Annotated in this window: 16 protein-coding genes and 3 pseudogenes; 13 read left to right on the plus strand and 6 right to left on the minus strand. The window is 49.8% G+C overall.

Features of this window, described 5'->3' with window-relative positions; all coding sequences use genetic code 11:
- Positions 1-11 precede the first annotated feature (11 nt).
- The gene (locus AC0T7J_RS10970; protein ID WP_473794111.1) at positions 12-1490 is read right to left on the minus strand and encodes a SulP family inorganic anion transporter; all 1479 of its coding nucleotides are present in this window, start codon (positions 1488-1490) and stop codon (positions 12-14) included.
- Between the two features lie 715 nt (positions 1491-2205).
- Between AC0T7J_RS10970 and AC0T7J_RS10975 the strand changes: the two genes are divergently transcribed.
- The 4 genes and pseudogenes from AC0T7J_RS10975 to AC0T7J_RS10990 all read left to right on the plus strand — a co-directional run.
- Positions 2206-3450, plus strand: coding sequence for a DUF2254 domain-containing protein (locus AC0T7J_RS10975; RefSeq protein ID WP_473794112.1), 1245 nt, complete (start codon positions 2206-2208; stop codon positions 3448-3450).
- A gap of 113 nt (positions 3451-3563) precedes the next feature.
- Positions 3564-5558, plus strand: a complete 1995-nt coding sequence (locus AC0T7J_RS10980; RefSeq protein WP_473794113.1) for a BCCT family transporter — start codon at positions 3564-3566, stop codon at positions 5556-5558.
- 1092 nt (positions 5559-6650) lie between these two features.
- Positions 6651-9323, plus strand: coding sequence for an autotransporter family protein (locus tag AC0T7J_RS10985; protein ID WP_473794115.1), 2673 nt, complete (start codon positions 6651-6653; stop codon positions 9321-9323).
- A gap of 334 nt (positions 9324-9657) precedes the next feature.
- Positions 9658-10116 (plus strand): annotated as a pseudogene (locus AC0T7J_RS10990) (transposase); the annotation flags it as partial.
- Between the two features lie 91 nt (positions 10117-10207).
- Here the strand turns inward: AC0T7J_RS10990 and AC0T7J_RS10995 are convergent.
- Positions 10208-10414 (minus strand): annotated as a pseudogene (locus AC0T7J_RS10995) (EAL domain-containing protein); the annotation flags it as partial.
- A gap of 834 nt (positions 10415-11248) precedes the next feature.
- Between AC0T7J_RS10995 and AC0T7J_RS11000 the strand changes: the two are divergent.
- The 5 genes from AC0T7J_RS11000 (at position 11249) to fetB (ending at position 16957) form a co-directional block, all read left to right on the plus strand.
- Complete coding sequence (locus AC0T7J_RS11000; RefSeq protein WP_473794117.1) at positions 11249-12424, plus strand: methyl-accepting chemotaxis protein; 1176 nt, start codon at positions 11249-11251, stop codon at positions 12422-12424.
- Positions 12425-12944: 520 nt separating this feature from the next.
- Positions 12945-14303 carry an esterase-like activity of phytase family protein gene (locus AC0T7J_RS11005; protein WP_473794119.1) on the plus strand — a complete coding sequence of 453 codons (1359 nt, stop codon included), beginning with the start codon at positions 12945-12947 and terminating at the stop codon, positions 14301-14303.
- Between the two features lie 430 nt (positions 14304-14733).
- Complete coding sequence (locus AC0T7J_RS11010; protein ID WP_473794121.1) at positions 14734-15222, plus strand: hypothetical protein; 489 nt, start codon at positions 14734-14736, stop codon at positions 15220-15222.
- 300 nt (positions 15223-15522) lie between these two features.
- Entirely contained in the window at positions 15523-16191 is a 669-nt protein-coding gene (fetA, locus tag AC0T7J_RS11015) for an iron efflux ABC transporter ATP-binding subunit FetA (RefSeq protein ID WP_473794123.1), read from the plus strand.
- Positions 16178-16957: an iron efflux ABC transporter permease subunit FetB gene (gene fetB / locus AC0T7J_RS11020; RefSeq protein ID WP_473794124.1), complete on the plus strand. Its 780-nt coding sequence runs from the start codon at positions 16178-16180 to the stop codon at positions 16955-16957. The genes fetA and fetB overlap by 14 nt, the downstream gene beginning before the upstream one ends.
- A gap of 206 nt (positions 16958-17163) precedes the next feature.
- Here fetB and AC0T7J_RS11025 read toward each other — a convergent pair whose 3' ends face one another.
- Complete coding sequence (locus AC0T7J_RS11025) at positions 17164-17565, minus strand: VOC family protein (protein ID WP_473794126.1); 402 nt, start codon at positions 17563-17565, stop codon at positions 17164-17166.
- Between the two features lie 201 nt (positions 17566-17766).
- On the opposite strand from AC0T7J_RS11025, the pseudogene AC0T7J_RS11030 reads away from it, so the two are divergent.
- Positions 17767-18218, plus strand: a pseudogene (locus tag AC0T7J_RS11030) (ABC transporter permease subunit); the annotation flags it as partial.
- Positions 18219-18371: 153 nt separating this feature from the next.
- Here the strand turns inward: AC0T7J_RS11030 and AC0T7J_RS11035 are convergent.
- A complete protein-coding gene (locus AC0T7J_RS11035) occupies positions 18372-18884 on the minus strand; it encodes a hypothetical protein (protein WP_039389900.1) in 513 nt (170 codons plus the stop codon).
- A gap of 319 nt (positions 18885-19203) precedes the next feature.
- On the opposite strand from AC0T7J_RS11035, the gene AC0T7J_RS11040 reads away from it, so the two are divergent.
- The 3 genes from AC0T7J_RS11040 to AC0T7J_RS11050 all read left to right on the plus strand — a co-directional run bounded on the left by AC0T7J_RS11040 (position 19204) and on the right by AC0T7J_RS11050 (position 20504).
- Entirely contained in the window at positions 19204-19515 is a 312-nt protein-coding gene (locus AC0T7J_RS11040; RefSeq protein ID WP_473794128.1) for an antibiotic biosynthesis monooxygenase family protein, read from the plus strand.
- Between the two features lie 171 nt (positions 19516-19686).
- On the plus strand, positions 19687-20325 hold the full coding sequence (locus AC0T7J_RS11045) for a TetR/AcrR family transcriptional regulator (protein WP_473794130.1): 639 nt from the start codon (positions 19687-19689) through the stop codon (positions 20323-20325).
- 44 nt (positions 20326-20369) lie between these two features.
- A complete protein-coding gene (locus AC0T7J_RS11050) occupies positions 20370-20504 on the plus strand; it encodes a hypothetical protein (protein ID WP_473794131.1) in 135 nt (44 codons plus the stop codon).
- 175 nt (positions 20505-20679) lie between these two features.
- Here the strand turns inward: AC0T7J_RS11050 and AC0T7J_RS11055 are convergent, their stop codons facing one another.
- Both AC0T7J_RS11055 and AC0T7J_RS11060 read right to left on the minus strand, forming a co-directional pair.
- Positions 20680-20901, minus strand: coding sequence for a hypothetical protein (locus tag AC0T7J_RS11055; protein WP_010247042.1), 222 nt, complete (start codon positions 20899-20901; stop codon positions 20680-20682).
- Between the two features lie 290 nt (positions 20902-21191).
- Entirely contained in the window at positions 21192-23366 is a 2175-nt protein-coding gene (locus AC0T7J_RS11060) for a TonB-dependent siderophore receptor (protein WP_473794585.1), read from the minus strand.
- Between the last annotated feature and the right edge of the window lie 270 nt (positions 23367-23636).

The following is a 23636-nucleotide window of genomic DNA, read 5'->3' on the forward strand; positions in this document are numbered from 1 at the left end:
GCCCTGTTGAATTAATGGCCGCTCATCAGCTTTTCCACCTCATCAGGTTTGTCATGCACCCCAAAGCGGTCAACGATTGTGCGGGTCGCGTTGTTCATGCCCCTGATTTCCACTTCGGTGCCCTCGCGGCGGAACTTAATCACGATGCGGTCCAGCGCACTAACCGAGGTAATGTCCCAGAAATGGGCGTGCGTCACGTCGATTACCACGCGCTCCAGCGCCTCACGGAAATCAAAGTGGCTCGTGAACCGGTCAGCCGAGGCAAAGAAAACCTGCCCGGTTACGGTATAAATGCGTGTATCGCTCCTGAGCGCAGAGGAGACCGCCATGAAGCGGGCCACTTTGGTGGCAAAGTTCAGTGACGCAATCAGCACGCCGGTCAGCACGCCAAACGCCAGATTGTGGGTTGCCACCACAACGGTAACGGTCGCCAGCATCACGACGCTGCTTGAAACCGGATGAGTGCGCAGGTCCCTAAGCGAGCGCCATGAGAAGGTGCTGACAGAAACCATAATCATCACCGCAACCAGCGCGGCCATGGGGATCTGCGACACCCAATCACGCAGGAACACCACCATCAACAGCAGCACCACGCCCGCCGTGAGCGTAGAAAGCCGCCCCCGCCCGCCGGACTTCACGTTAATCACCGACTGGCCAATCATGGCACAGCCCGCCATCCCGCCAATGAATGCGGTGCAGATATTGGCAATGCCCTGCGCCTTACACTCCCGGTTCTTGTCGCTCGGTGTGTCGGTCATGTCATCCACGATGGTGGCGGTCATCATTGACTCCAGCAGCCCTACCACGGCAAGCCCCGCCGAGTAAGGCAGAATGATCAGCACGGTATTGAGATTAAGGGGTATGTCCGGAATGAGAAACACTGGCAGGCTGTCCGGCAGTTTGCCCATGTCACCCACGGTGCGCACGTCAAGGTGCAGCCACATAGAAATAGCGGTCAGCACGATAATGCAGACCAGGGGAGAGGGAAGGGTTTTATTCAGGTACGGGAAGAGATAAATGATCCCGAGACCCGCAGCCGTGAGCGCATACACGTGCCAGGTTACGTTTGTCAGCTCCGGCAACTGCGCCATGAAGATCAGTATCGCCAGCGCGTTCACGAACCCGGTCACCACCGAACGGGACACGAAGCGCATCAGGCTGCCGAGCTTAAGGTATCCGGCAATCAGCTGAAACAGGCCGGTCAGCACAGAGGCAGCAAGCAGATACTGCAACCCGTGTTCCTTAACCAGCGTGACCATAAGAAGCGCCATCGCGCCGGTTGAAGAAGAGATCATCGCCGGGCGGCCGCCAAAGAAGGCCATGACGACGGGAATACAGAATGCGGAATAGAGCCCGACCTGGGGATCTACGCCCGCGATGATGGAGAAGGCGATCGCTTCAGGGATCAGCGCGAGCGCGACAACAATACCGGCAAGGACGTCACCACGGACGTTACCCAGCCAGTCCTTACGCGTTGAGGACAGCAGCATAGTCATTTCTCAGATTTTGAATACAGTCAGCCCGTTAAGGCAAAATTCAGGTGTAAAAAAGCACATCCGCAAACGGGATGTTTAAGGGTTCGCGACTGAGATTACTCAGTGCGGCAGAGAAGGGCTAAGACTCAGGGTGGCGTAAGACGCATGATATTAAATTTCTCCTTTACGGCATAAAGATGCTTTCAGGACTGAAGTCGACCAGCGAAACACGTTAATAAACGCTGGCAGCGAAATGTGATCTGAGCGCAAAGCTGAACAGAACAGGCTCATCACTATAAACCAAAGCGGGATGAGGTCAATCTCTGCCCGGACAGGTCTGCACTATTAAGGTAAGGGCAGGATACAGACATAGCTGGTGTCGTTCGCTTTGAGAGCTGAGTATTGATCATGTCTGGATATTCAGCGGATCGCACTGAGATAAGAGTCGATCCCGGGGCTATTCTTATTCTGGTTTCGCACAGAACGCCCTCATGCTGAAACCGGTAGTGGAGTGCGCCCATAGCAGTATGGGATCGATGGCTGCGCAGCAATCTGTAAAACAGTGTTCTACAGTTACAGGCTACGGTTCTTCACATCTGCGAGAGTCCTCCTTTTGCCGTGTCCTCCGCCCGGTATGGCCGCAGTGCTGACACGCTGCGTTGTGTCTGCTGGCGTAAGCATAGTGTGGCGCCGCAGCGGAAACCTTATCAAAACTCATTACAGCAGGCACATGATGTCTAAAACGCAATGGCTTATTCACCGGCTGACCCGACAACTCTGGTTTCGCAGTTCATTATTCGCTGTACTGGCAATTATTACTGCCCTGGTCGCTATCGCGATTAAACCCTTCATACCGGTTTCAGTGTCAGGCATCGTGGGCAGTGACGCAGTGGATAAAATCCTGGCCATTCTTGCCTCAAGTATGCTGGCCGTTACCACCTTTTCACTCAATATCATGGTCTCTGCTTATAACTCTGCCAGCAGCAGTGTGACGCCACGCGCCACTGTGTTGTTGCTGGAAGATGGTACTACGCAGAATGTCCTGGCAACGTTTATCGGCTCTTTTCTTTATAGTCTGGTGGGTATTATCGCGCTTGGCATGGGCGCCTATGGCACTCAGGGGCGCGTTATCCTGTTTTTTGTTACCCTGGCGGTAATTGCCATGATTGTGATTACCCTCCTGCGCTGGATACAGCATCTGGCGCAATTTGGCCGCATGTCTGACACCTCGCGTCGCGTTGAGGAAGCCACGAAGGCGGCGCTTCACCATCGCCTCCAGGAACCCTGTATGGGCTGCTCTCCCTGGAACGGCACCCGGCCAGAAACGGCCGCCTGGCAAAGCGTGTTCCCGCTGGAGGCAGGCTATCTTCAGCACCTGGATTTGCAGCATCTTTCCGGCTTTACAAAGGAAAAGGGCTGTAATCTTTATCTTGCTGCGCAACCGGGCCGTTTTGTTCACCGTGGTGCCCCATTGCTCTGGTGTAATCAGCCGCTTTCCGATAGTGAGATTCAGATACTACGTAATGCCTTTACGCTGGGTGAACAGCGTTCCTTTGAGCAGGATCCACGCTTTGGGCTGTGTGTGCTTTCTGAAATCGCCTCTCGTGCTTTATCTCCGGCCGTTAACGATCCAGGCACTGCAATTGATATCATCGGGCGGGCAGTCAGATTGTTTAGTCTGCCCGTTCCAGCTGACTCTGCCACAGCGCAATATGCACAGCTCTTTATACAGCCTGCGCAAATCAGCGATATGTTCGACGATATATTTACCGGGATTGCGCGCGATGGCGCCGCACTGGTTGAAGTGCAACTGCGCCTGCAAAAAGCGCTGCATGCGTTAGCAGTGATTTCACCTCATCTTTATGCCGCAGAGGCACAGCGCCACGCGCAGCTCGCGCTGACGCGCGCCAATCTCGCGATGACCTGTGAAGCGGACAAGACTGCTGTTGCACGAGCCACACTCTGGCCGCGCTGATGTCATTAACGGCGGAAAAACTGCTGTAATATTAAGCATCCGGTAGCGTATCGCTTTTACTCTTCCATACTGATTGTTACATTTGGTCTTCATTCACATTGAGCAGGATACTTATGTCTTCATCAGAAACTGAAACGCCACACAAAAGAAGCCAGATTAATCCGCCGGTATTTTTCACCTCTGCCGCCCTTATTTTTATTCTGGTGGCCTTTGCTGCACTTTTTCCTGAACAGGCTGATGTGCAGTTCGGTGCCCTGCAAAGCTCGCTGTTTGCGAACGCCAGCTGGTTTTATATTCTCGCAGTGGCATTAATCCTGCTGACGGTAGCCTATTTAGGCTTCTCTCGTTATGGCGATATCAAACTCGGCCCTGACCACGCAGAACCCGATTTCAGTTATCACTCCTGGTTTGCCATGTTATTTTCGGCCGGTATGGGGATTGGTCTGATGTTCTTCGGCGTCGCAGAACCCGTGATGCACTACATGGCACCCCCTACAGGTCAGCCGGAGACCGTGGAGGCCGCACGGGAAGCGCTACGTATCACCTTCTTCCACTGGGGTCTGCATGCCTGGGCCATTTATGCCATTGTGGCGCTGATTCTGGCGTTCTTCAGCTACCGTCACGGGCTACCCCTGACGCTGCGCTCGGCGCTCTATCCAATTATTGGTGACCGCATCTACGGCTGGATGGGGCATGCCGTGGATATTTTTGCGGTTATTGGTACGGTGCTGGGTGTGGCGACCTCGCTGGGTTACGGGGTGTTGCAGGTTAATGCCGGACTGAATCACCTGTTTGGTCTGCCGATCAACCAGACCATGCAGGTGATTCTGATTGTTGTCATCACCGCGCTGGCGACACTTTCAGTGGTCTCAGGACTTGATAAAGGCATCCGAATTCTTTCGGAAATTAACCTGGGTCTGGCAGTACTGCTGCTCATTATGGTGGGCGCACTGGGTCCAACCGTACTGCTGCTGAAATCCTTTGTGGAGAATACCGGCGGCTACCTCTCTGAGCTGGTAACCAAAACCTTCAACCTTTACGCCTATGAACCTAAATCAAGTAAGTGGCTGGGCGGCTGGACACTGTTCTACTGGGGCTGGTGGCTGGCCTGGTCGCCATTTGTGGGCATGTTTATCGCCCGCGTCTCGCGCGGTCGTACCATCCGTGAATTTGTCACTGGCGTGCTGTTTGTGCCAGCAGGTTTTACATTGCTCTGGATGACCTTTTTCGGCAACAGCGCGATATGGCTGATTATGCAGAAGGGGGCCACTGACCTGGCGCAGACCGTCATGAGCGATCAGACGCTGGCGCTGTTCAACTTTCTTGAGCATTTCCCCTTCAGCTCGGTGCTCTCCTTTATCGCCATGGCAATGGTCGTGGTGTTCTTTGTGACCTCTGCTGACTCCGGCGCGATGGTGGTCGATACGCTGGCATCTGGCGGTACCGATAAGACCCCAGTCTGGCAGCGCATATTCTGGGCTGCCATGATGGGCGTCGTGGCGGTCACGCTGCTGCTCGCGGGCGGTATGAAGGCGCTGCAAACAGTCACCATCGCCAGCGCGCTGCCCTTCTCGGTTATTCTGTTAATGTCGATATATGGCTTGTTCAAGGCGTTACGCGTTGACGCCTGGAAGCGCGACAGTAAGCAGATTGCGACCATTGCACCCACGGCTGCACGTAACCCGATTCCGTGGCAGCGACGGTTGCGTAACATTGCTTACTTCCCGAAACGCTCACAGGTAAAACGCTTCATGACCGAGGTCATCTATCCGGCGATGGAGATGGTGGAGCAGGAACTGGCGAAGCAAAATTCCGTATCGCATACCCGGGATGATGTTGAAGACCGCGTTCGCTTTGAAGTGGATTTAGGCGACGAACTTAACTTTGTCTATGAAGTTCGTGCACGTGCCTATCTGCAACCCGCATTTGCACTGGCAGGGATGTCTGGCAGCGATAAAGCGGAGGAGCAAAAGTATTACCGGGCGGTTGTCTACCTTAAAGAGGGGGGGCAGGATTATGATGTGATGGGCTGGAACCAGGAGCAGATTATCAACGATATTCTCGATCAGTATGAGAAGCATCTGCACTTCCTGCACATCGTTCGCTGATGCATTGATGAGGGGTAAAAGAGGAGCCTGGCTCCTCTTTATAAAAGGCGTTTAGCTACAGCGATAATTGACGGTGTGTTTGCTCAATGTCTGCTTGTGGCACGAAACAGACCAGTGTACTGAAAGGTCCGCTATGAGCGAGAGGCGGACATGCCCCTTTAACGTCAGAGCGATGCACAGTACCTGCTGGTAATCTGCGGAGCCACCCGTATTGAACATGACAACCGTGTTCGCACTCAGTCACGTTGTTACGGTGTTTTATCTGTTGGTGCTACTCCTCCGGAGGAGATATTCCTTCTTGCTTAAGCCCCGGTCCCTGCACGTTTATCAGTGCCTTAACGGTTTAAATCAGCCGCGGATTTTCCTGCGCTTCGTATTATTCAGGCGTTGGATATCAGGCAGCAAAAGCAGCGAACCCAGATGCGAAACTGGCAACGGCAGTATAGCGTGACACTCAATCCGGCGTGGGGAAAACAGACCGGATATATCAACCGGGGGTGACAACTTTATTGACACTTACCGAAAACCACAGGTTATATCCTGGGATATTGAAGTATGCGCAGACCGCACGAATATAATGGGGGAATATCACTAAATGAATGGGAAAACTAATACTGGAAAACGTTGAAACAGCGATCAGTTATGCGTTTATTGAGCAGGGGTTTCAGAGTTGTTATTTTCGCGGCAACATTTGTAACCCCCATCTCACGTACCAACCCAAAGCTGTCTGTAACACCAAACAGGCGAGGTTGTCGCTTGAGGAATAACAGTGATAACCCATTCTGCTCGCGGCAAACCTTGCCTCAGCTGAGATCATATGCTGCTGCCTTGCCGGTACACGACTACACTTAACGTCTGTTAGTCTTTTATTTCATTGGCTCAGGGGGTATGCCTTCACATCCCCAACTGTGTAAGGTCAGTTTTGCAAAGTTATTTATAAAAATAGCGGTGTGTCAAAGTTTTAAAAAAATTATATTTAGCTTTTACTCGCCTGCTTTAAGATCTGATAATTATATGACTATGATTTGACTATTTCTTGCTCATTATAATTAATTTTTTTTCGCGCGTTGAGGCGCGCGTTGAGGATTAAAATTGAAAAAGAAAATGAAGTTGTTTCTGTTCAGTGGATTAGCTGGCAGTTGTGGGGTGTTAAACCCTGTAACTGCACTGGCAGCCTGCGATTTCAAAGCAGAAAACGGTGTCACCATAAACTGTGAGGGAAACATTACCACGCCGCTATCCTTCACGGATGCTAGTCGCATCACCACCAACATCAAGCCCGGTACGCAAGTTGCGGTCAGCGCGCAGAACACGCCCGCAATTTTTTTTAATACCTCCGACAGTAAATTTGAAAACCAGGGCAGTATCACCACTGATGCCCTCACCAGTGATGGTGTGACTTTAGATACGCTTAGCAACTTCACTTTAATCAATGCCGCCTCCATAGGCACTTCGGGCAGTAACTCTAACGCTCTCCGTTTGTCTGGTGTTCTTAACAGCACTATCACCAATAATGAACTGTTGACCACAACCGGTAACGTCAGTTCTGGGATCCTGCTGGATGAAATCATCCGTGATAACACCATAAATAACAGTGGCTTTATTGCCACGCTTGGTGCCCAATCCCACGGTATCTCGGTAACAGGCGAAAGTCGAAACATTATAATTAACAATAGCGGGAATATCTCGGTAAGCGGCCCCAACAGTTACGGTATCTACGTTGATACGGCCACCACTCAGGCTGACGATGTTACTGTTGTGAACAGTTCGTCAGGGGTTATCTACTCTGAGGTTAGCGACGGGATCAATTTTAGCCGTGAGTCAATTGGCACGATTGATAACGCCGGGGTAATTGAAGCTGCTAATAGCGGCATTTCGCTGCAGGATAACGCGCAAGTTTCAAGCATTATCAACGATGGATTAATTGCTGGCACACGCGGAGGAACTACCTTTGACGGCACCAGCGGCACCAATTTACTGCTTAACCGCGGCATCATTGGGTCTATCGAAGGAGATGCGATTCGTGTAAGTGCAACCAGTACCGTTGCTAACGGTATCAATAACGAAGGCATTATTATTGGACGCGTTGATGCCCCAACCACCACGATGAGCAACAGAGGTGTTTTTGATTTGCTCAACAATAACTCCCCTTCACGCGTCAGCAACTATAATCAGTCTTCTAATGCTTTCCTGGCTCTGCAGGCTGAGAATGCCAGCAACTACGGACAATTGCAGGTTGGCGAAACGGCATCGCTGAGGGGTAACACTGTTGTGGTGACCAATGGCAGCATGAACTTCAGCAATGGCGATCTGCTGAGTGATGTGGTTACCGCTTCAAATATAGTTGGTAAACCAAACTCGGTGGTTGATGATTCCTTACGCTTCCAGTTTGTGCAAGAACTGACGCCCACCAGCTACTCATTACGCATCGTGGATACCGGGCTTACCTCCGTACAAACGGCGGTCACTTCCCAATCCACCTCTTCGGTAGCGTCCAGTCTTGGCGGCGCTATCGACAAGATTATTGTTAACAAAAATTCTGGTAATACAAGTGCCAATCCCGGGACTAATCCAGGAACCAATCCAGGAACCAATCCAGGAACCAACCCAGGAACCAATCCAGGTACCGACCCAGGGACTAATCCAGGCATCGACCCAGGCACAGTGGGCAGCGGCAGTGCCTCTGCTGTAACAGGTGGCTATTGCTCGGGTGCGTTAGGGGCTACGGTCTGCGCCATTACCTCCTCCTCTAATGCACAACAAATTTACCGTAATGTGGTGCAACTAGGTCCGCTGATGGACGGTATGCTCCCTTATGCCGAGTTAAATAATGTGCGTGCCTTTGGCGATATCGTGGACTCTCGTCATGATTCCGTGCGGGAATTTGGTCAGTACGATGAGTTCAACCCCGAGAAGTATCTGTGGATCAGACCGGTAGGTCGCTGGGATAATCAGGAAAAACGTGACGGTCTGGATGGGTATAAATCCGATACCCGTGGTATCGCCATTGGTGGTGATGTGCCGGTATTAGAGCAGGCTCGCGTAGGGGTGGCAGTGGGCACCAGCCGTACTGATGTGCGGGATACCTCAGATGATTTCCGCCATGATGCGCAGATTGAAAGCTGGAATACACTGCTCTACGGCAGCGTTGACTTCACGCCGGCAACTTCCATGACATGGAAAGCGGGTTACGGACGCGATAAAGTTGACGGTAACCGTTACCTTAACATCGTTAACCCGTCTTCTTCCGATCTGGCTTTTGGTGGCGTCGCGCGTTCCAGCTATGACAGCCATAACCTGCAGGCGGGTCTGGGCTTACAGAGCACCTTTAGCCTGACAAACAAATTAACCCTGACGCCAGCCGTGCGTGGCGACTACTATCGCATCAAGGATAAAGGCTATACCGAGAAAAATGCCAGCGATCTCGGTCTGGATGTGAGTGGCCAGACGCTGGAAGCGATGATTGTCTCCACCAAAGCGAAGCTGGGCTTACAGGTGTCGGACATTGTGAATCTGTATGGAACTGCCGGAATTGGGTATGACAGCATCAATGACCGCAGCGCTAATCAGGTAGCCTTTATCGGCAGCCCGGATACGCCGGTGGCCTATCAGAGCATGAAGCAGAGCCCGTGGATTGGGATGGCGGGCGTCGGTGTAACCGCTAAGTTCACCGACCAACTGGACGGCACCGTTCAGTATGATGCTGAACAGCGTTCTGACTTTGTTAGTCAGAGCATTGTCGCTAAGGTACGTTATGCTTTCTGATAACAATCTGAACTAACTTACTCTTCAAAGCCGCCTGCATCTGCTGGCGGCTTTTTTATGCTTTCCTGTTGAGGAACAATCACCGGCAGGTACCATGACTCTACCTTTGAAGATCAGGATTAGCAGCATAGCGTGACACTCAATCCGGAGCAGAAAATTCAGGCCGCATAATTCAACCGGGGGTGACAACTTTATTGACACTTACCGCACGGCTGCGGGTACTGTTGGGCTACTCAACCATCGCTCTGAGAGGTAGTGCAAGTATCCCTGCAAAACACCCATTCACTGTTAGAGATCTTCCGGCATACTGATTATGGCCTCTTAGAAGATCGCCATGCGTAAAATCCGTTTCACTGAACACCACAACATCGCGGTTCTGAAGCCTGTCGAAGCCGGGCGCACCGTCAAAGATGTGTGCCACGAAGCCGCTTTCTCCTCTCCGAAGCCAGCTACTACAACTGGGAAGCGAAATATGGCAGGACAGAAGCCGCTGATATTAAAAAAAATCAAAGACGTTGAGGGCGGGAATCGTCATCTGAGACAGATGTTTGCCGATCTGAGTCGGGAATGCCGGGCGTTGAAAGACGTCATCGAAAAAAAGCGCTAAAACCAGCGATAAAGCGTGAGTTCGTCAACTATCTGACCACGCAGTTTACGATGAGCATACGCAGGCATGCAGGATGTTATCGCTGAGCAGGACGGTGAACCAGAGGCTGCTAGAGGCAGCTGAACGCTATCCCCCGCTACGGATATTCAGGGACTTCGCAGGCAAAAGCACGTCTGGAACCACAGGCTGTAATCTTAAAACGACTCGTGTCTGTGATATCTGAGGTGCTCGCTGTGATGAATCCCTGAGCAGCCAGACTTATCATCAGCTCATTAAGTAATCCATTAGGTTCCATAACCGGAGTGAACTCAGCGGGAGACACGATGAGCCCCTCCGGCAAAACACGGCGTGCCAGTAATTCAAAACCCACTACGCGCTGATCTTCCAGTGAGACTATCGGCTGGAAAAAAGGTTTAAATTCGCCCAATTTAATTAACTGCTGATAAGCTGTACGAGAATCAGCATCTTTCAATTTTTCATTCATTTAAATATCCAGCAACCTATATCTTAAAGCAGTGATGGCCAGAGCGGGAGTGGAATAACTGACTTTTTGGAATTCCTCTGTTACACCGGGGGGGAATGATTTATTGCAGGAATCAATTTTCGGAAAGCCTTAAATTATTCATGGTCATAATTTTGTAAAACGTATCGCTATGATGTCAGTAAGCAGGAGGAAATTCATGTGCATAAAATGCCATAATTATTTAACTTACCGGTGTGACTGGACGTAATTTTTCCAGGATGGCAATAAAGAGACAAGTTAAAATAAATTCCATGAAAACCTGCCTTAAGTTAAATATTAAATTCTTTTCATGCATGTGAGCTGATTAGCAACAAGTCTGCCTTATGGGTGAAGAAGTCCAGTAAAGAGAATATCAATAATCGACGTACAAACTTTGGTCAGTGCGGATATTCCACCGTTAGCGGATGTTATGCCTGACAACTAAAAAGACAATTTTTATAATCAATGATCGTTGCCGGATGGGGACATGATTTGTTTGCTAAAGCCAGTCATCATATCTCAGAGGGCGTCTCAAGGCTGAACTGGAGTAACGAAATTGTAAAGTATTGCATTTTTAGAGATCATAGACTAAAGATAAAATTATGCCAGCAGGGTTATAAAAAATAAATTCAGCACACTGAAATCAGGCTCAGTCATCAACACTGTTCCGGTATCTGCACTACGCTACTGATCTATAGCATTCTGTTACAGTAATCATTCAAAGCAGCGATGTTTATTAAGTGAATATCCCCAAAATTCTGCCGATAACGCTTTATGGCATATTTTAATGCCAGTATATGCTCACCAGGAGAAATAATGCTGAATTTATTCCGGAAACAGTCTGCCACAGAGCTGACAACGATGGATATCGCTGAGAAATGTGTCGATGAGACGCGGGACGTGGTTCATAGTGATACCACGTTGCTGAAATGTATTATGAACCTCAGCCAGAAAGGCTACTGGTATGTAGAGACGACCGATCTTAAAAGTGACGCGCCTGCTTTTGTTTCACCTGAAGCACGCCAGCTTATGGGATTGCCTCTGCAGAAGGAGATCGGGCTCTCTTCGCTGATCCAGATGATCCATGCGGATTTCCGGGAGGCGTTCAGAGGTTTGATAAGTCAGACTCTTAAACATAGTGGTGATGAGAAGCTGTTGCGCTGCCTGATAAAAACTGGCGCAAACACCTTTCAGTGGTTTTGCATCCGTGCATCATACAGTCGTGAATTTACGCCGCCGCGTCTGATCGCCGTTATAGAGAATACGGAAGAAGAAACCTCACAGTCCCGCCAGTTTGATATTGTCTCCACCCGTTTTGACCTGTCGCGCGAAATGCTTAATGACGGCCTCTGGGATCTGGATATTATTGGCGGAAATCCCCTGAATCCCGATAACGTATTCTGGTGGTCGCCGCAGTTCAGAAAGCTGCTGGGTTTTGAAACCATTGAAGAATTCCCTGATGTGATGGACAGCTGGGCGTCACGCCTTCACCCGGATGACAAACAGAATGCGCTCGATGCTTTCGTCAGCCACCTGATGGACTTCAGTGGTAAAACCGGTTTTGATATCGAATATCGTCTTAAACTCCGCAGTGGTGAATATCGGTGGTTTCAGGCCCGGGGACAGACTAAACGTGCATCTGATGGTACCCCTTTGCGTGCGGTTGGGGCGCTTATCGATATTCAGGGCCGTAAAGATCGCGGGCGACATGAGGAGAATGAGGTACGACGAAACATTCAGACCGCCGAAACCGCAAAAGAAATCGCCGAGCTCGTCTCTGAAAACGGAATTATTGCAGCGCAGATCAAACTTATTTCACTGAACGCCAGTATCGAAGCCGCAAGAGCGGGTGTTCATGGTCGTGGATTTTCTGTTATCGCCAGTGCCATCCGGGGATTAGCCGAAAGAACGGCAGATATCACCGGACACATTTCTCGTCTTCAGATGCGAATAAGTAATTCTGCCAGCGGCACAGAAAAATCGTCTGAATAATAAACATTACACATTGATGAACACTTCTCACAGGTAAAAACAGGGATGTTCTGGTGAAGGGATCCCACAGCCCGTCTCTGATTTACTGTAATCAGAACATCAGTGCAGTTCGCAGTCTCTGCCTTATGAAAATCCTCCCGGAGTGGGTTCACATTTCAGTATGCGAACCTGCTCTGGGGGTTACACAGCACCTCAGAGCAGATATCTGAAAAGTGAGTAGCCCGCAAACTTTCTCATCTGTGTTTCACATCCGGAAGTGCATAACGATAGCAACAGAGTGATGAATAACAATCATTTTTCTGTGAATGTCAGCTCCTGGCACTGAGCAGGCAGCGTTGCGCACAAATCAACGTTCACTCTACGTTCACCACCTCACCACCTCACCACCTCACCACCTCACCAGCCGGCGCCGTAACGGTGGGGAAATCAACCTGTTAGCAGTCCGTTTTTACCGCAAATATCATTTTCTTGTCATTTATATTCTTTACGCTGTCAGCTTTCCCTCATGGATTTTAATATTATGAAAATAAAAACAATTTCTTTGGTTATCAGTTGTGCGCTCTCATTTTCTGGTCTTGCGGCGCAACCTCAGGCTGAGCACTATATCGTCAGTTTTCCGGAAGTTACGCGCGTGAGCTACAGCGGCGCATTCGCCAGTGCGTTTCCGGATGGTTTGCCGGTGGGAATCGGCTCCGGTTTGCTGTTTACCGGTAAGCAGGGGGATGCGCTCACCTTCGCGACCGTCACCGATCGCGGGCCGAATGCCGACTCACCCGATGTGGGCAAACATGAGTCAAAAATTTTCGTCACGCCAGACTTCGCTCCGCTGCTGATGAAAATTCGGGTGCAGAATGGTAAAGCGGAGGCCACGGACGCCCGACCGTTGCATGACGACAAGGGCGATATTAACGGATTGCCGCTACAGGACGGCGTGATCGGGTCAACCAATGAAATTGCGCTAAGCGATACGCTGCAAGTTTTGCAGGGCGATAACCGTGGTCTGGATACAGAAGGTATTACGACGGACGGGAAGGGCGGGTATTGGTTGTGCGACGAATATGGCCCATTTCTGATTAACGTTGATCAGCGCGGTAATATTCTGGCGATTCACGGGCCACAGGCCATGGAAGGGGAAAAATCCATTGCGGGTGGACTGCCAAACATTCTTAAGTGGCGTCAGCCAAATCGTGGTTTTGAAGGGCTGACGCGTATGCCGGACGGGCGCATTATCGCCGCGGTGCAGAGCACGCTCGATATCAATGGTAAAAGTAAAAAGCAGGCGCGCTTTACCCGCCTGGTGAGCTTCGATCCGGCGACCGGGAAAACCGCGATGTATGGATATCCTATCGACAGCCAGGCTTATAGTAAAAGCAGCGACGCCAAAATTGGCGATATCGTGGCGCTCGATAATCAGCATATCCTCCTGATTGAACAAGGCAGCGATAAAGACGATGCGATGCGCAACCTTATCTATAAGGTAGATCTCAGTGCGGCTACCGATCTTGCCGCATTCGATAAGCCTGGTAAGTATCCGGAGTCTGACGACGAGAAAGCGCTGGCGCAGCGAGGCATTAAGCTCGCCGCTAAAACGCGGGTTGTCGATTTACGTCAACTCGGCTGGCAGCAGGAGAAGGCCGAAGGACTGGCGCTGATCGACAGTAAAACGCTGGCGGTCGCCAACGACAATGACTTCGGCGTGAAAACTGTCATGCAAAATCCGGTGGAAGGTAAGAAGCGCAAGGATTATCGGCTGAACGAAAAGGGGGAACTTACTGTAGAGGGTAAGCCGGTCGCAACGACGATCGGGGTAAAGCCGCTGAAGAAACCGGAGTCGGACAGCGAGTTGTGGATCGTAACGCTGCCGGAACCGCTGAAATAAACCTTCCCCTTACCCTGGGCTGTATCTGCTAAATACCTGACTTTCTGTAGAAGAGCAGGATACAGCCCGGATTTACCCTGGAAGGGTCGGTCTTAGCCGTTTTGTTATAACAAGTGGCACCAGGTCGGTAATCGTTTAACCGATTGACTATTTTTCCAGGGCGTTACCGTGTTAAGCGTCATTAGCAAACGAGACGCGCCTGCCCGAAGCTATTTTTCATTAGATTCCCGGGAGATGATCGATGTCGTCTGCATCCCGGGGCTTCAATACGTTGCCGCCTGGTCAGCAGCGACTCACCGCGTTCGGTCACCTTATGTGATTATAACATTGTGTAATAATGTGTTATCAGCCTCTTCAACAGACACTCACCACCGTGTAAGTTCTGGGTCTCATACGCTTGTTGTCCCGTAATCCGCTGAGGAGAAAGAGAGTGAAAGCAACCGCAATGGCCGCTACAAGTCTGTTAATGCTGATGAGCAGTGTTCACGCTGAAGGTCTGACGACGTCGGCAGATGGTAAAAACCTCGCCGTCAGCTTCGGCCAGCCCACCATTAAACAGGTGCTGCACTACCGAAAAATGTATGACAAAAAGCCGTTTCCGGATGCTGAGATTTATTATTACGACAATGGTACCTATAAAATCATTTCTCAGGGCGAAAATCACTACGGCGTTTACGTTATGCAGGGCAAGTTTGATGATGAAACTTTCACCGTGCGATTTATCTCTCTGCCTTCTGCTGACTGGGGCAATAAAACGGCTTTTCATCAGTTAACCTTTATCAGGAGTGACAAGCAGAACATCTTTATTCAGAATGCAATTGTGGATACCGGTGAAGCCATTGCGCAGCAGAACGGCACCTATACTCAGGAAAAAAACACCGTAACCAACCCGGTCTCCACCCGCTGGAAAAACAAATAATTATCGGATGACAGCGGGTATGCCATCCTGATTTAAACGCAGAGCCTGTCAGATTTCTCTCGCAGGCTCTTACAGGTTTTAACCGACGGTCACTTTCATCCACTCATTTTTTGTCAGAAGATACATAGCCGCAATTAAATGCCTTATATTTCATAGCCTGATGTGCATTTGCCCTGCCGCGCCCAAGCCAGCAGTGTGTGCGGGCTGCAACGTGCAGTACCGGTAATCTGCCTGTGAAGGGTAACTCCTGCTTTTTTTGATACTGACAACACGCAATTTTTCAGGTCCTGAGGCATAAATATGGACAGAGTTTCACCCCTGCTGGATGTGCAGGACATCGCTTTATCCATCGGGGATCGCCAGCTACTTAAACCGGTCTCCCTGCAGTTATATCAGGGTGACAGCCTCTTGCTGACCGGCCCATCCGGGAGCGGAAAAAGTACCTTCCTCAAAATCCTTTCTTCACTGATTACCCCCACCTCCGGGCAACTCTTTTTCAGGAACAGTGAGATCACCACCCTGAAAGCGGAGACCTACCGCCAGCAGGTTTCTTACTGTTTTCAAACGCCTCAACTGTTTGGTCAGACGGTATATGACAACCTGGCGCTGCCATGGCAGATTCGCCGTAAGATGCCCCAACGGGATAGACTTGTTGCTGCGCTGCAAAGTGTGAATCTCTCTCCGGATATGCTGAATAAACCTATTGAACAACTTTCAGGCGGAGAAAAGCAGCGTATCGGACTACTTCGCAATCTGCAGTTTATGCCCCAGGTGCTGTTACTGGATGAAGTCACCAGCGCCCTTGATGAAGAGAACAGACTGACCGTACTTTCATTGATTAACCGGATCTCAGCTGAAGAAAAGGTGGCCGTAGTGCGGATCAGCCATGATGTTAACGACATTCAGCAGGCTCAGCAGGTGCTTCGCCTTGAGCCGCCACAAAAGGAGAACAAGCGTGAATCAGCATAATATCAGTAACACCTCGCTATTGCTGTCACTGACGCTGGTGGTTATAGCGCTGCTTATCAGCCAGAAAGAAAAGCTCGGCATGAGCAAAGATATTCTCTGGAGTGTATCCCGGGCGATAATTCAGCTGGTGATTGTCGGCTTTGTATTGAAGTCGATTTTCGATGTTAATAACAGCTGGCTGACGGTACTGATGGTGCTGTTTATCTGCGTTAATGCCGCGATCAACGCCCGTAAACGTGGTCGAAATATTGATAACGCCTTTACGATATCGTTTGTTGCTATTGTTAGTGGCACCGTCATCACGCTTACGATTCTGGTGCTGAGCGGAGCGATAGCGTTTGTTCCGATGCAGGTTATTCCCATCACGGGCATGATCGCCGGTAATGCCATGGTCGCAGTAGGGCTCTGTTACAGCAACCTGAACCAGCGCTTCAGCGACAACCAGCAGAAAATTATGGAGATGCTGAGCCTTGGCGCATCGGTGAAGCTGGCATCGGGCCGCATCATTGCCGACAGCATTCGTACAGCCATGATGCCGACGGTGGACGCTGCCAAAACTGTCGGACTGGTCAGCCTGCCAGGGATGATGTCCGGACTGATTTTCGCCGGAATAGATCCACTCAAGGCGATTAAGTATCAGATTATGGTGACGTTTATGCTGATAGGGACCGCCAGTCTGTCAACGATCATTGCGGTCTATTTATCCTATCGTCGTTTTTATAATGCCAGGGCGCAGCTAAAAATATCGGATAGATCGCTGGATTAATGAAACTGATTGGCGGATCTGAACGTTATAGCTTGTGAGTAAAGTAAGTCTGCTATCAGACGGCGCTCGGTTGTTTGCGAGCGCTTAACTGATAGCAGAGTGCTCAGAGGATGCTTCAAAAACACTTCCCGCTGATCTGAAGTATCCCGGCAGGGTTCGTGATTTATTGTTCATCTGGATGCCTGATACACAACTGGCTTTGGTTTTTAATTCTGCCTGTTCTGATAAAGGTCCCAACGGTTGCCGTACAGATCTTCAAATACCACCACGGTTCCGTACTCCTCTTCACGAGGCTCCTGGCAGAATGTAACGCCTTTCGATTTCATGGCTTTGTAGTCTCGCCAGAAGTCATCCGTCTGCAGAAAAAGGAATACTCTTCCGCCGCACTGATTGCCGATAAAACCTTCCTGTTTGTCATTTGAAGCGCGAGCCAGAAGAAGATTGCAGTCGCTTTCAGGGTCAGGTGTAACTACAACCCAGCGTTTACCTGGCTGCGGTGTATCCTCAACAAGGGTAAAACCCAGCTTTTCGGTGTAATACTCAATTGCCCGATCATAGTCATCAACCACGATAGCCACATATCCCATACATCGCTTCTGCGTTCTCATTTCTGCTCCGTCATGTTTCAGGCCTGGTTGCCTCGAAACATTGTTTTAACACAAACGAGTATCTCTGAGTTGGGTGAATTGATTCAGTCTTCACAGTATTCAGCCGTTGCAAGAAAGATACATCAGCTGACATCAGCCTATAATTTTTATAAATTCATGGCGCGGGTATCAAAAAATGTTTGAGGGATTTACTCATACACACTCGATATTCTGCAATCCGTTCCGGTGCTAGGCTAAATCTCTTTTACCGTGACGTTCTTCATTGCGCTGTTTCCTGGACAGGTACTGGGCGTAGAGCTGGCGGCGATCTTCGCATTGTTCACCAGCCAGACATGGAACATGCCCTTTAGCTTCTATCAATCGTTACGCACCGTATCTGCGGATTTGGTGGAGGTTTCCCGCAGTTTCCATCTGACAGCATGGCAATGTTTCTGGAAACTGGACGTGCCTTTTGCCGTTCCGGGCTGATCTGGAACATGATGATGTCAATGTCTGGTGGCTGGTTCTTTTTCGTGGCCTCCGAAGCGATCACCGTGAGTAATAACGCTTATACGCTGCCCGGCGTAGGCGGCTATCTGGCTCAGGCTATCATGCATAAAGATATTCACGCCATAGGCTGGGTGTTGCTCACGATGGTGATTGTGTTTCTGGCATAATCTTTTCCTACAATGATCAGACTGAAATCTTCAGCCTTGAAGATGTGGAGTTCTGAGTTTTAACAAAAGAATGACGGCTGTTGTTTAAAGAAATCATGCGGTTTATGTGTGGGCCTGAAGTTACTCAGGCCCTGAGCTGCGTAATGACGTTTACTCTTTGATTTTAGCGTTAACAATGCTCATGCCTGCCGCATTGCTTCGTTTAGTCACGCGAACCGTTCCGCCGGCAAAATAATTGCCCACGGGTTCACAGACTTTTATCCGTCTTTGCAGGTCCGGGTCGTTAACCTCAACACCCGAACAGTCGTGACGCCCGCCGCCCGAAAACTCGCTATAAGCGGTATAGTTGCTGAGGGTGCCCGGAAGTAGCCAGATAACCGTGGTCAGCAGCATATAGCTAAAAAAGGTAACCAACAGAACTGACCCTGCGAAAAGTTTGATGTTATTCTTTATGCCGTTGACAGCCTCACCTTTACCCCATTTTTTAATAATTAAAAAAATAGACAGTCCCAGAGGCAGGACGGCACTCCATAGTGCATCAAGAGTGGATTGAGTAAGAAATGTATTGCGGTCAATTTCATTGCGCCACACAAAAAAAGTAAATATGCAGCCCAGCACTCCGGTAATTATCAGCACGAAACGGCGGGTTGAATAGGTATCCATTGGCAACTCTCTCCCTGAGTCTTAAGTATGTGGCGCTGATGAGCGGCAGTTCCCTGAACCGGTTAGTTCTCATGGTAAACCAAACGTCAGGCGTAATTGTCGTATCTTCGAAGGTTATCACGTCGGTCTTTCTTAAGACAAAAAGCATGAGCTTTATGATGGTCAAAATGGGCGATTGTTTGTATGCCCGACGCTCTGTTTATGATCATCTAGCCGGTACGCAATTTATTAAAATTCCATCTTACACCCCAGAGAACGAATCGAGTTCCTGCATTGTCATGTTATGGTTAAAACTCTTCCACAACATGAGGATAGCAATATGATTGTCAGAACATGGCACGGATGCGTACCGGTCAGGCATGCCGAAGGTTTTGCAACTCACTTGCAGAAGACCGGTGTTGAACATTCATCAGTGACGCCAGGGAATCTGGGAGCCTATGTACGCAGAGAAACGCAGGGTGAGTGGGAGCATTTCTTCCTTGCGACGTACTGGGAAGATTTAGACGCTATCAAAGCCTTTGCAGGCGACCAGTATCAGATTGCCGTCACCTATCCGGATGATGAACATTATGAGTTGTTATCAGATCCCTACGTTTTTCAGCATCAGGTCCAGACTGTAATGCCATTATAAGTATTTGCCTGCCGCCGCCAGAAGGCGGCCAATCACTCACCTGTGTTTGTCCACTGACTCAGCTTTAAATTTTACCAGGCGAAAAGCATGACTTTTAACACAAGGTTTAGATAAAGCCTTTTAATTGTAGATTGGTCGATCTACAATCAATCGTCAGCACAGGAGAACCTTATGAAAGCATCAGCAGGCAGACCCAGAGAATTCGATCCCGAGGCGTTCCTCGGCACTGCACTTGATTGTTTCTGGCAGAACGGATACCAGGCAACATCCATGGCAGACCTTAAAAAAGCATCGGGTCTGGCAAGTGCCAGCATCTATAAACTTTATCCCGATAAGCGCGCTATCTACCTGGCTGCTTTGCAGCGATACATGGATGAAGGCATTTCTAGGACAGTGAAACGAAATGCAGAAATGTCGCCAGAAGCTGCCTTGCGAGAAACGCTGGAATTTGTGGCTCAGTTATCATCTGCTCCTGCCGGAGAGAAAGGGTGCTTTACTATTGCGGCAGCCAGCGAGCTTTTACCCGGAGACGAAGAGGTTAAAGGCAAAGTTTCCTGTAAATTTAACCGTTTAATTAGCGAGTTAGAGAATATCTTAAAAAGAGGCCAGGTTCAGCGGGTATTTCGCCAGGATGAAGATGCGCGAGTCATGGCTCAAAGCATTTTCATGATGCTGGAAGGTATGCGGATATATGGAAAACTCCAGCCAGAGATTGGAGATCTGAGAAAAAGTAATGACTTCATTGTCAGAACGATACTTTCAGACAACCATGACGTAACCGGCAGTAGTGCGGTTAAGGCATCCGCATGATAGAAGTGGGCACCATCGTTCGGAGAAGAAAAAGAAGGAGAATAATGGTGGTAATTGAATATGCAGATGGCATGGCATTATGCGGCTGGTTCGATAAAGGACGTTTTTTTAAAAGGCGTTTTCCACTATCTGAATTAAAAATAGGCATACCTTATTCAGATTACTGGTCACTCACTTAAATCACTGCACCTTTAAAAACATCGGGTTAGAATAAACATAATTACCGTAACCGGCTGCCCTAAATTCGCCGTACTTTTGTGAGTCAACAGACTCAGGATGGTTATCACCCAGCGATCACCGGGCATCATCATTGCCCGGTAATCAGCTGATTTACATCGGTGCTACTATCTCAGCTTATTTTTGAGATTGCTGATTTTGCTCAGCCTCTTTCTGTTTTTTCTTCGCCATATGATGACCGACTGCGCAGCCTGCTGCGGCACCGGCCACACCATGATGAGCAACATGACCTGCGACGCCGCCTACTGCGGCTCCCTTCAGACATCCCTGGGCATTAGCCTGTAAATTCACCGACAAAAACAGCCCGGTAGCAATAACGATAACTGATAATTTTTTCATCACTTAATATCCTGGTAGTCATAGTTGCAGGTTGAACTCAGCAGAGCATAGCCGCACTCTGGGGCCTTTCGCTGACCGGGATACAGGAATCACGACATTAGTTACCTGTCGTTACGCTTTCCAGACGGCATGAGAGTATTTCATGCCATACCCGTGAGTCAGATGCTTTCCGGCTCGTTAAGCGGCAGCCAGAGATTGGCATTGAGAAGTTAAACCGGGGAGAGTGTAAACAGGAGGTTATTCGACGACGACGATAAAACAGCGCTTCCACCGGGAAGCGCTGTTGCAGATCAGAAGGACATTGTCAGACCCGCGTAATATGCGCGTCCCGGCTCGTTATAGGTTGATGCACCATCAGCTTCGCGATATAGCTGTTTATCCAGCAGGTTATTAATACCCGCATTGGCACGCAGATTTTTGGTGATGTCATAATTGAAATTGACCCCAAATACTGAATAAGCGCCGACTTCGCGATTCGACATAGAATTGCTTTCTGTGCGGGATTCCGCATACTGGCGTGGTTTCTGACGACCATACATTGTCCAGTTCAGATTAGTGGAGAAATCCTGCGTCACCTGCCAGTCCAGCATTGTATTGATCGTGTATTCAGGAATGATCGACAGCGGATTGCCGGTCTTTTTATCCTTCGACTCGATCATGTAAGTCGCGTTAGTCCGCCACTCCAGCTCGTCACTGACCAGCGGGATAGTGAAATTGCCTTCCAGACCTTCGACTACCGCTTTGCCGCCGTTACTCCATTGCAGAATATTGTTGCCATTAGAGGCGTAACCCAACACTTCCGTCCCGGAGACGATTTTGTTTTTATAGTCATTGCGGAACCAGGTGATGCCCGCAATATAGCCATCCTGACTGAACTCGATACCCAGCTCTTTATTTACGCTGACTTCAGGATCGAGATTTTCATTGCCCAGCAGATAGCAACTGCCACGGGTAACGTTGATCGGACAGCCATTTCCCCGCGTCGCCAGCAAATAGCCTTCGCTGGACTGATAAAGGTTAGGGGCTTTAAATGCACGGGCGATACCCGCCTTCAGGGTAAAACTTTCACCCAGAGCCTGAGAAATATTGAGCGACGGACTCCAGTTCGCACCAAAGGTGTCGTGATAATCAAAGCGCAGACCGGGGATCACTTCAGTGCTATCGGTTGCAGCAATATTATCTTCAAAATAGAGTGAGCTCAGCGTTGCGCTGTTTTTACTGTTGCGGCTACCCGCATCACCACTGACACCGTCGATGGATACGCCAGGCGCACTGGTGCCGTTCATTGAATTTGGATCGTTCAGCTCATCACGGTTCCACTCGGCTCCCAGCGTAACGGTCTGTTCACGCAGCAGTTCCAGCGGGAAGCTGACTTCACCTCCGGCCCGGTAACTTTCAAAGCGACTGGTTGAGAACGTGTTGCTGTTGATCCGGCCTTCACCCGCACCCGCCGTGCCTTCATTCAGGCGGGTGTTATTGGTTTTTTCATAGTTAAAGGTGAGTTTAGATTGTCCCCAGTCCCAGATGCCATTATGAGCAAGGCCCCAGGTCTGACGATACAGACGGTTGGTTTCAGAACCATCGAGTGATTCGATCAAGGCATTACCGGCACCGTTGCTGTACTGGGTATCACCAGCGTAGATGTTGCCCTGACGGCTGTATCCGTAGCTGAAATCCAGTACCTGTAATGGCGTGATCTTCCACGACAGCACGCTGTTGATGTCTTTATTGCGAACACCTTCGCGACCGGCGGCGGCAGAACCATTGTGCGACTGGTTAATGTCGAAAGCATCGCTGTCGGTTTTATTGATGTTGCCATAGAGCCGCATGGTCAGGGCATCGCCTGCCAGCGGACCACTCAGGTTAAAGTTAGCGCGGCGGGTTGCGCCTTCTTTATCGTCTTCGGGCTGGTTGGTATAAAGCGACAGCGATCCGCTCCAGTCATTGGTCGGGCGTTTGGTAATAATATTAACCACGCCACCGGCCGCGCCGGAACCGTAACGGGCTGCCGCCGGTCCACGAATCACTTCAATCCGTTCAACCATTTCTGGTGGTACCCAGTTTGAGTCACCGCGGGAATCGCGCTCGCCGCGCCAGCTATAACGCACCGAATTACGCGAGGTGGTCGGCACACCATCGATCAGAATCAGCGTATTTTCCGGCCCCATGCCGCGAATATCGATCTGACGATTGTTGCCGCGTACGCCGTTGGCGCTGTTGCCGGTAAGGTTTACGCCTGGCATTTTACGGATAATGTCGGAAAGGTCGTTGACCGGCGGGTTTTTCTTAATGTCCTGCGAAGTGATCACCGAAACGCCAGGCTGCTGTTTCAGCTCCTGTTCAGCGGTGACCAGCATCGTCTCATCATCCGCCAGTTTTTCTGTCTCTTCCTGATTAGCGCCGTTAGCAGAAGTACTCAACAACCCAGCCAGCAGTAGCGCAACAGGGCGCTTATGGACACGCATGGTTACATTCACTTAGAAAATCTCCATGAAGTATTAAGGCATGTAAGCAAATGCGTATGATAATGATAATAGTTATCATTGTATATCGCGGTAATCCACCTTTACATTCCATAACAATGGGCTATTTATTCGCCATAGCGGTGAGCCAGGAGGGGGAAGTAACGGTAGTTTTACTTGTTGGTCATCACCCGAAAACTTCCTCAGATTTCGTGATAACGCGTCTTTATGACTCCAGACTTATTAGGTCTGGAGTCATGGATAAATAATGGA

This window comes from Pantoea sp. E956-1, assembly GCF_982223955.1.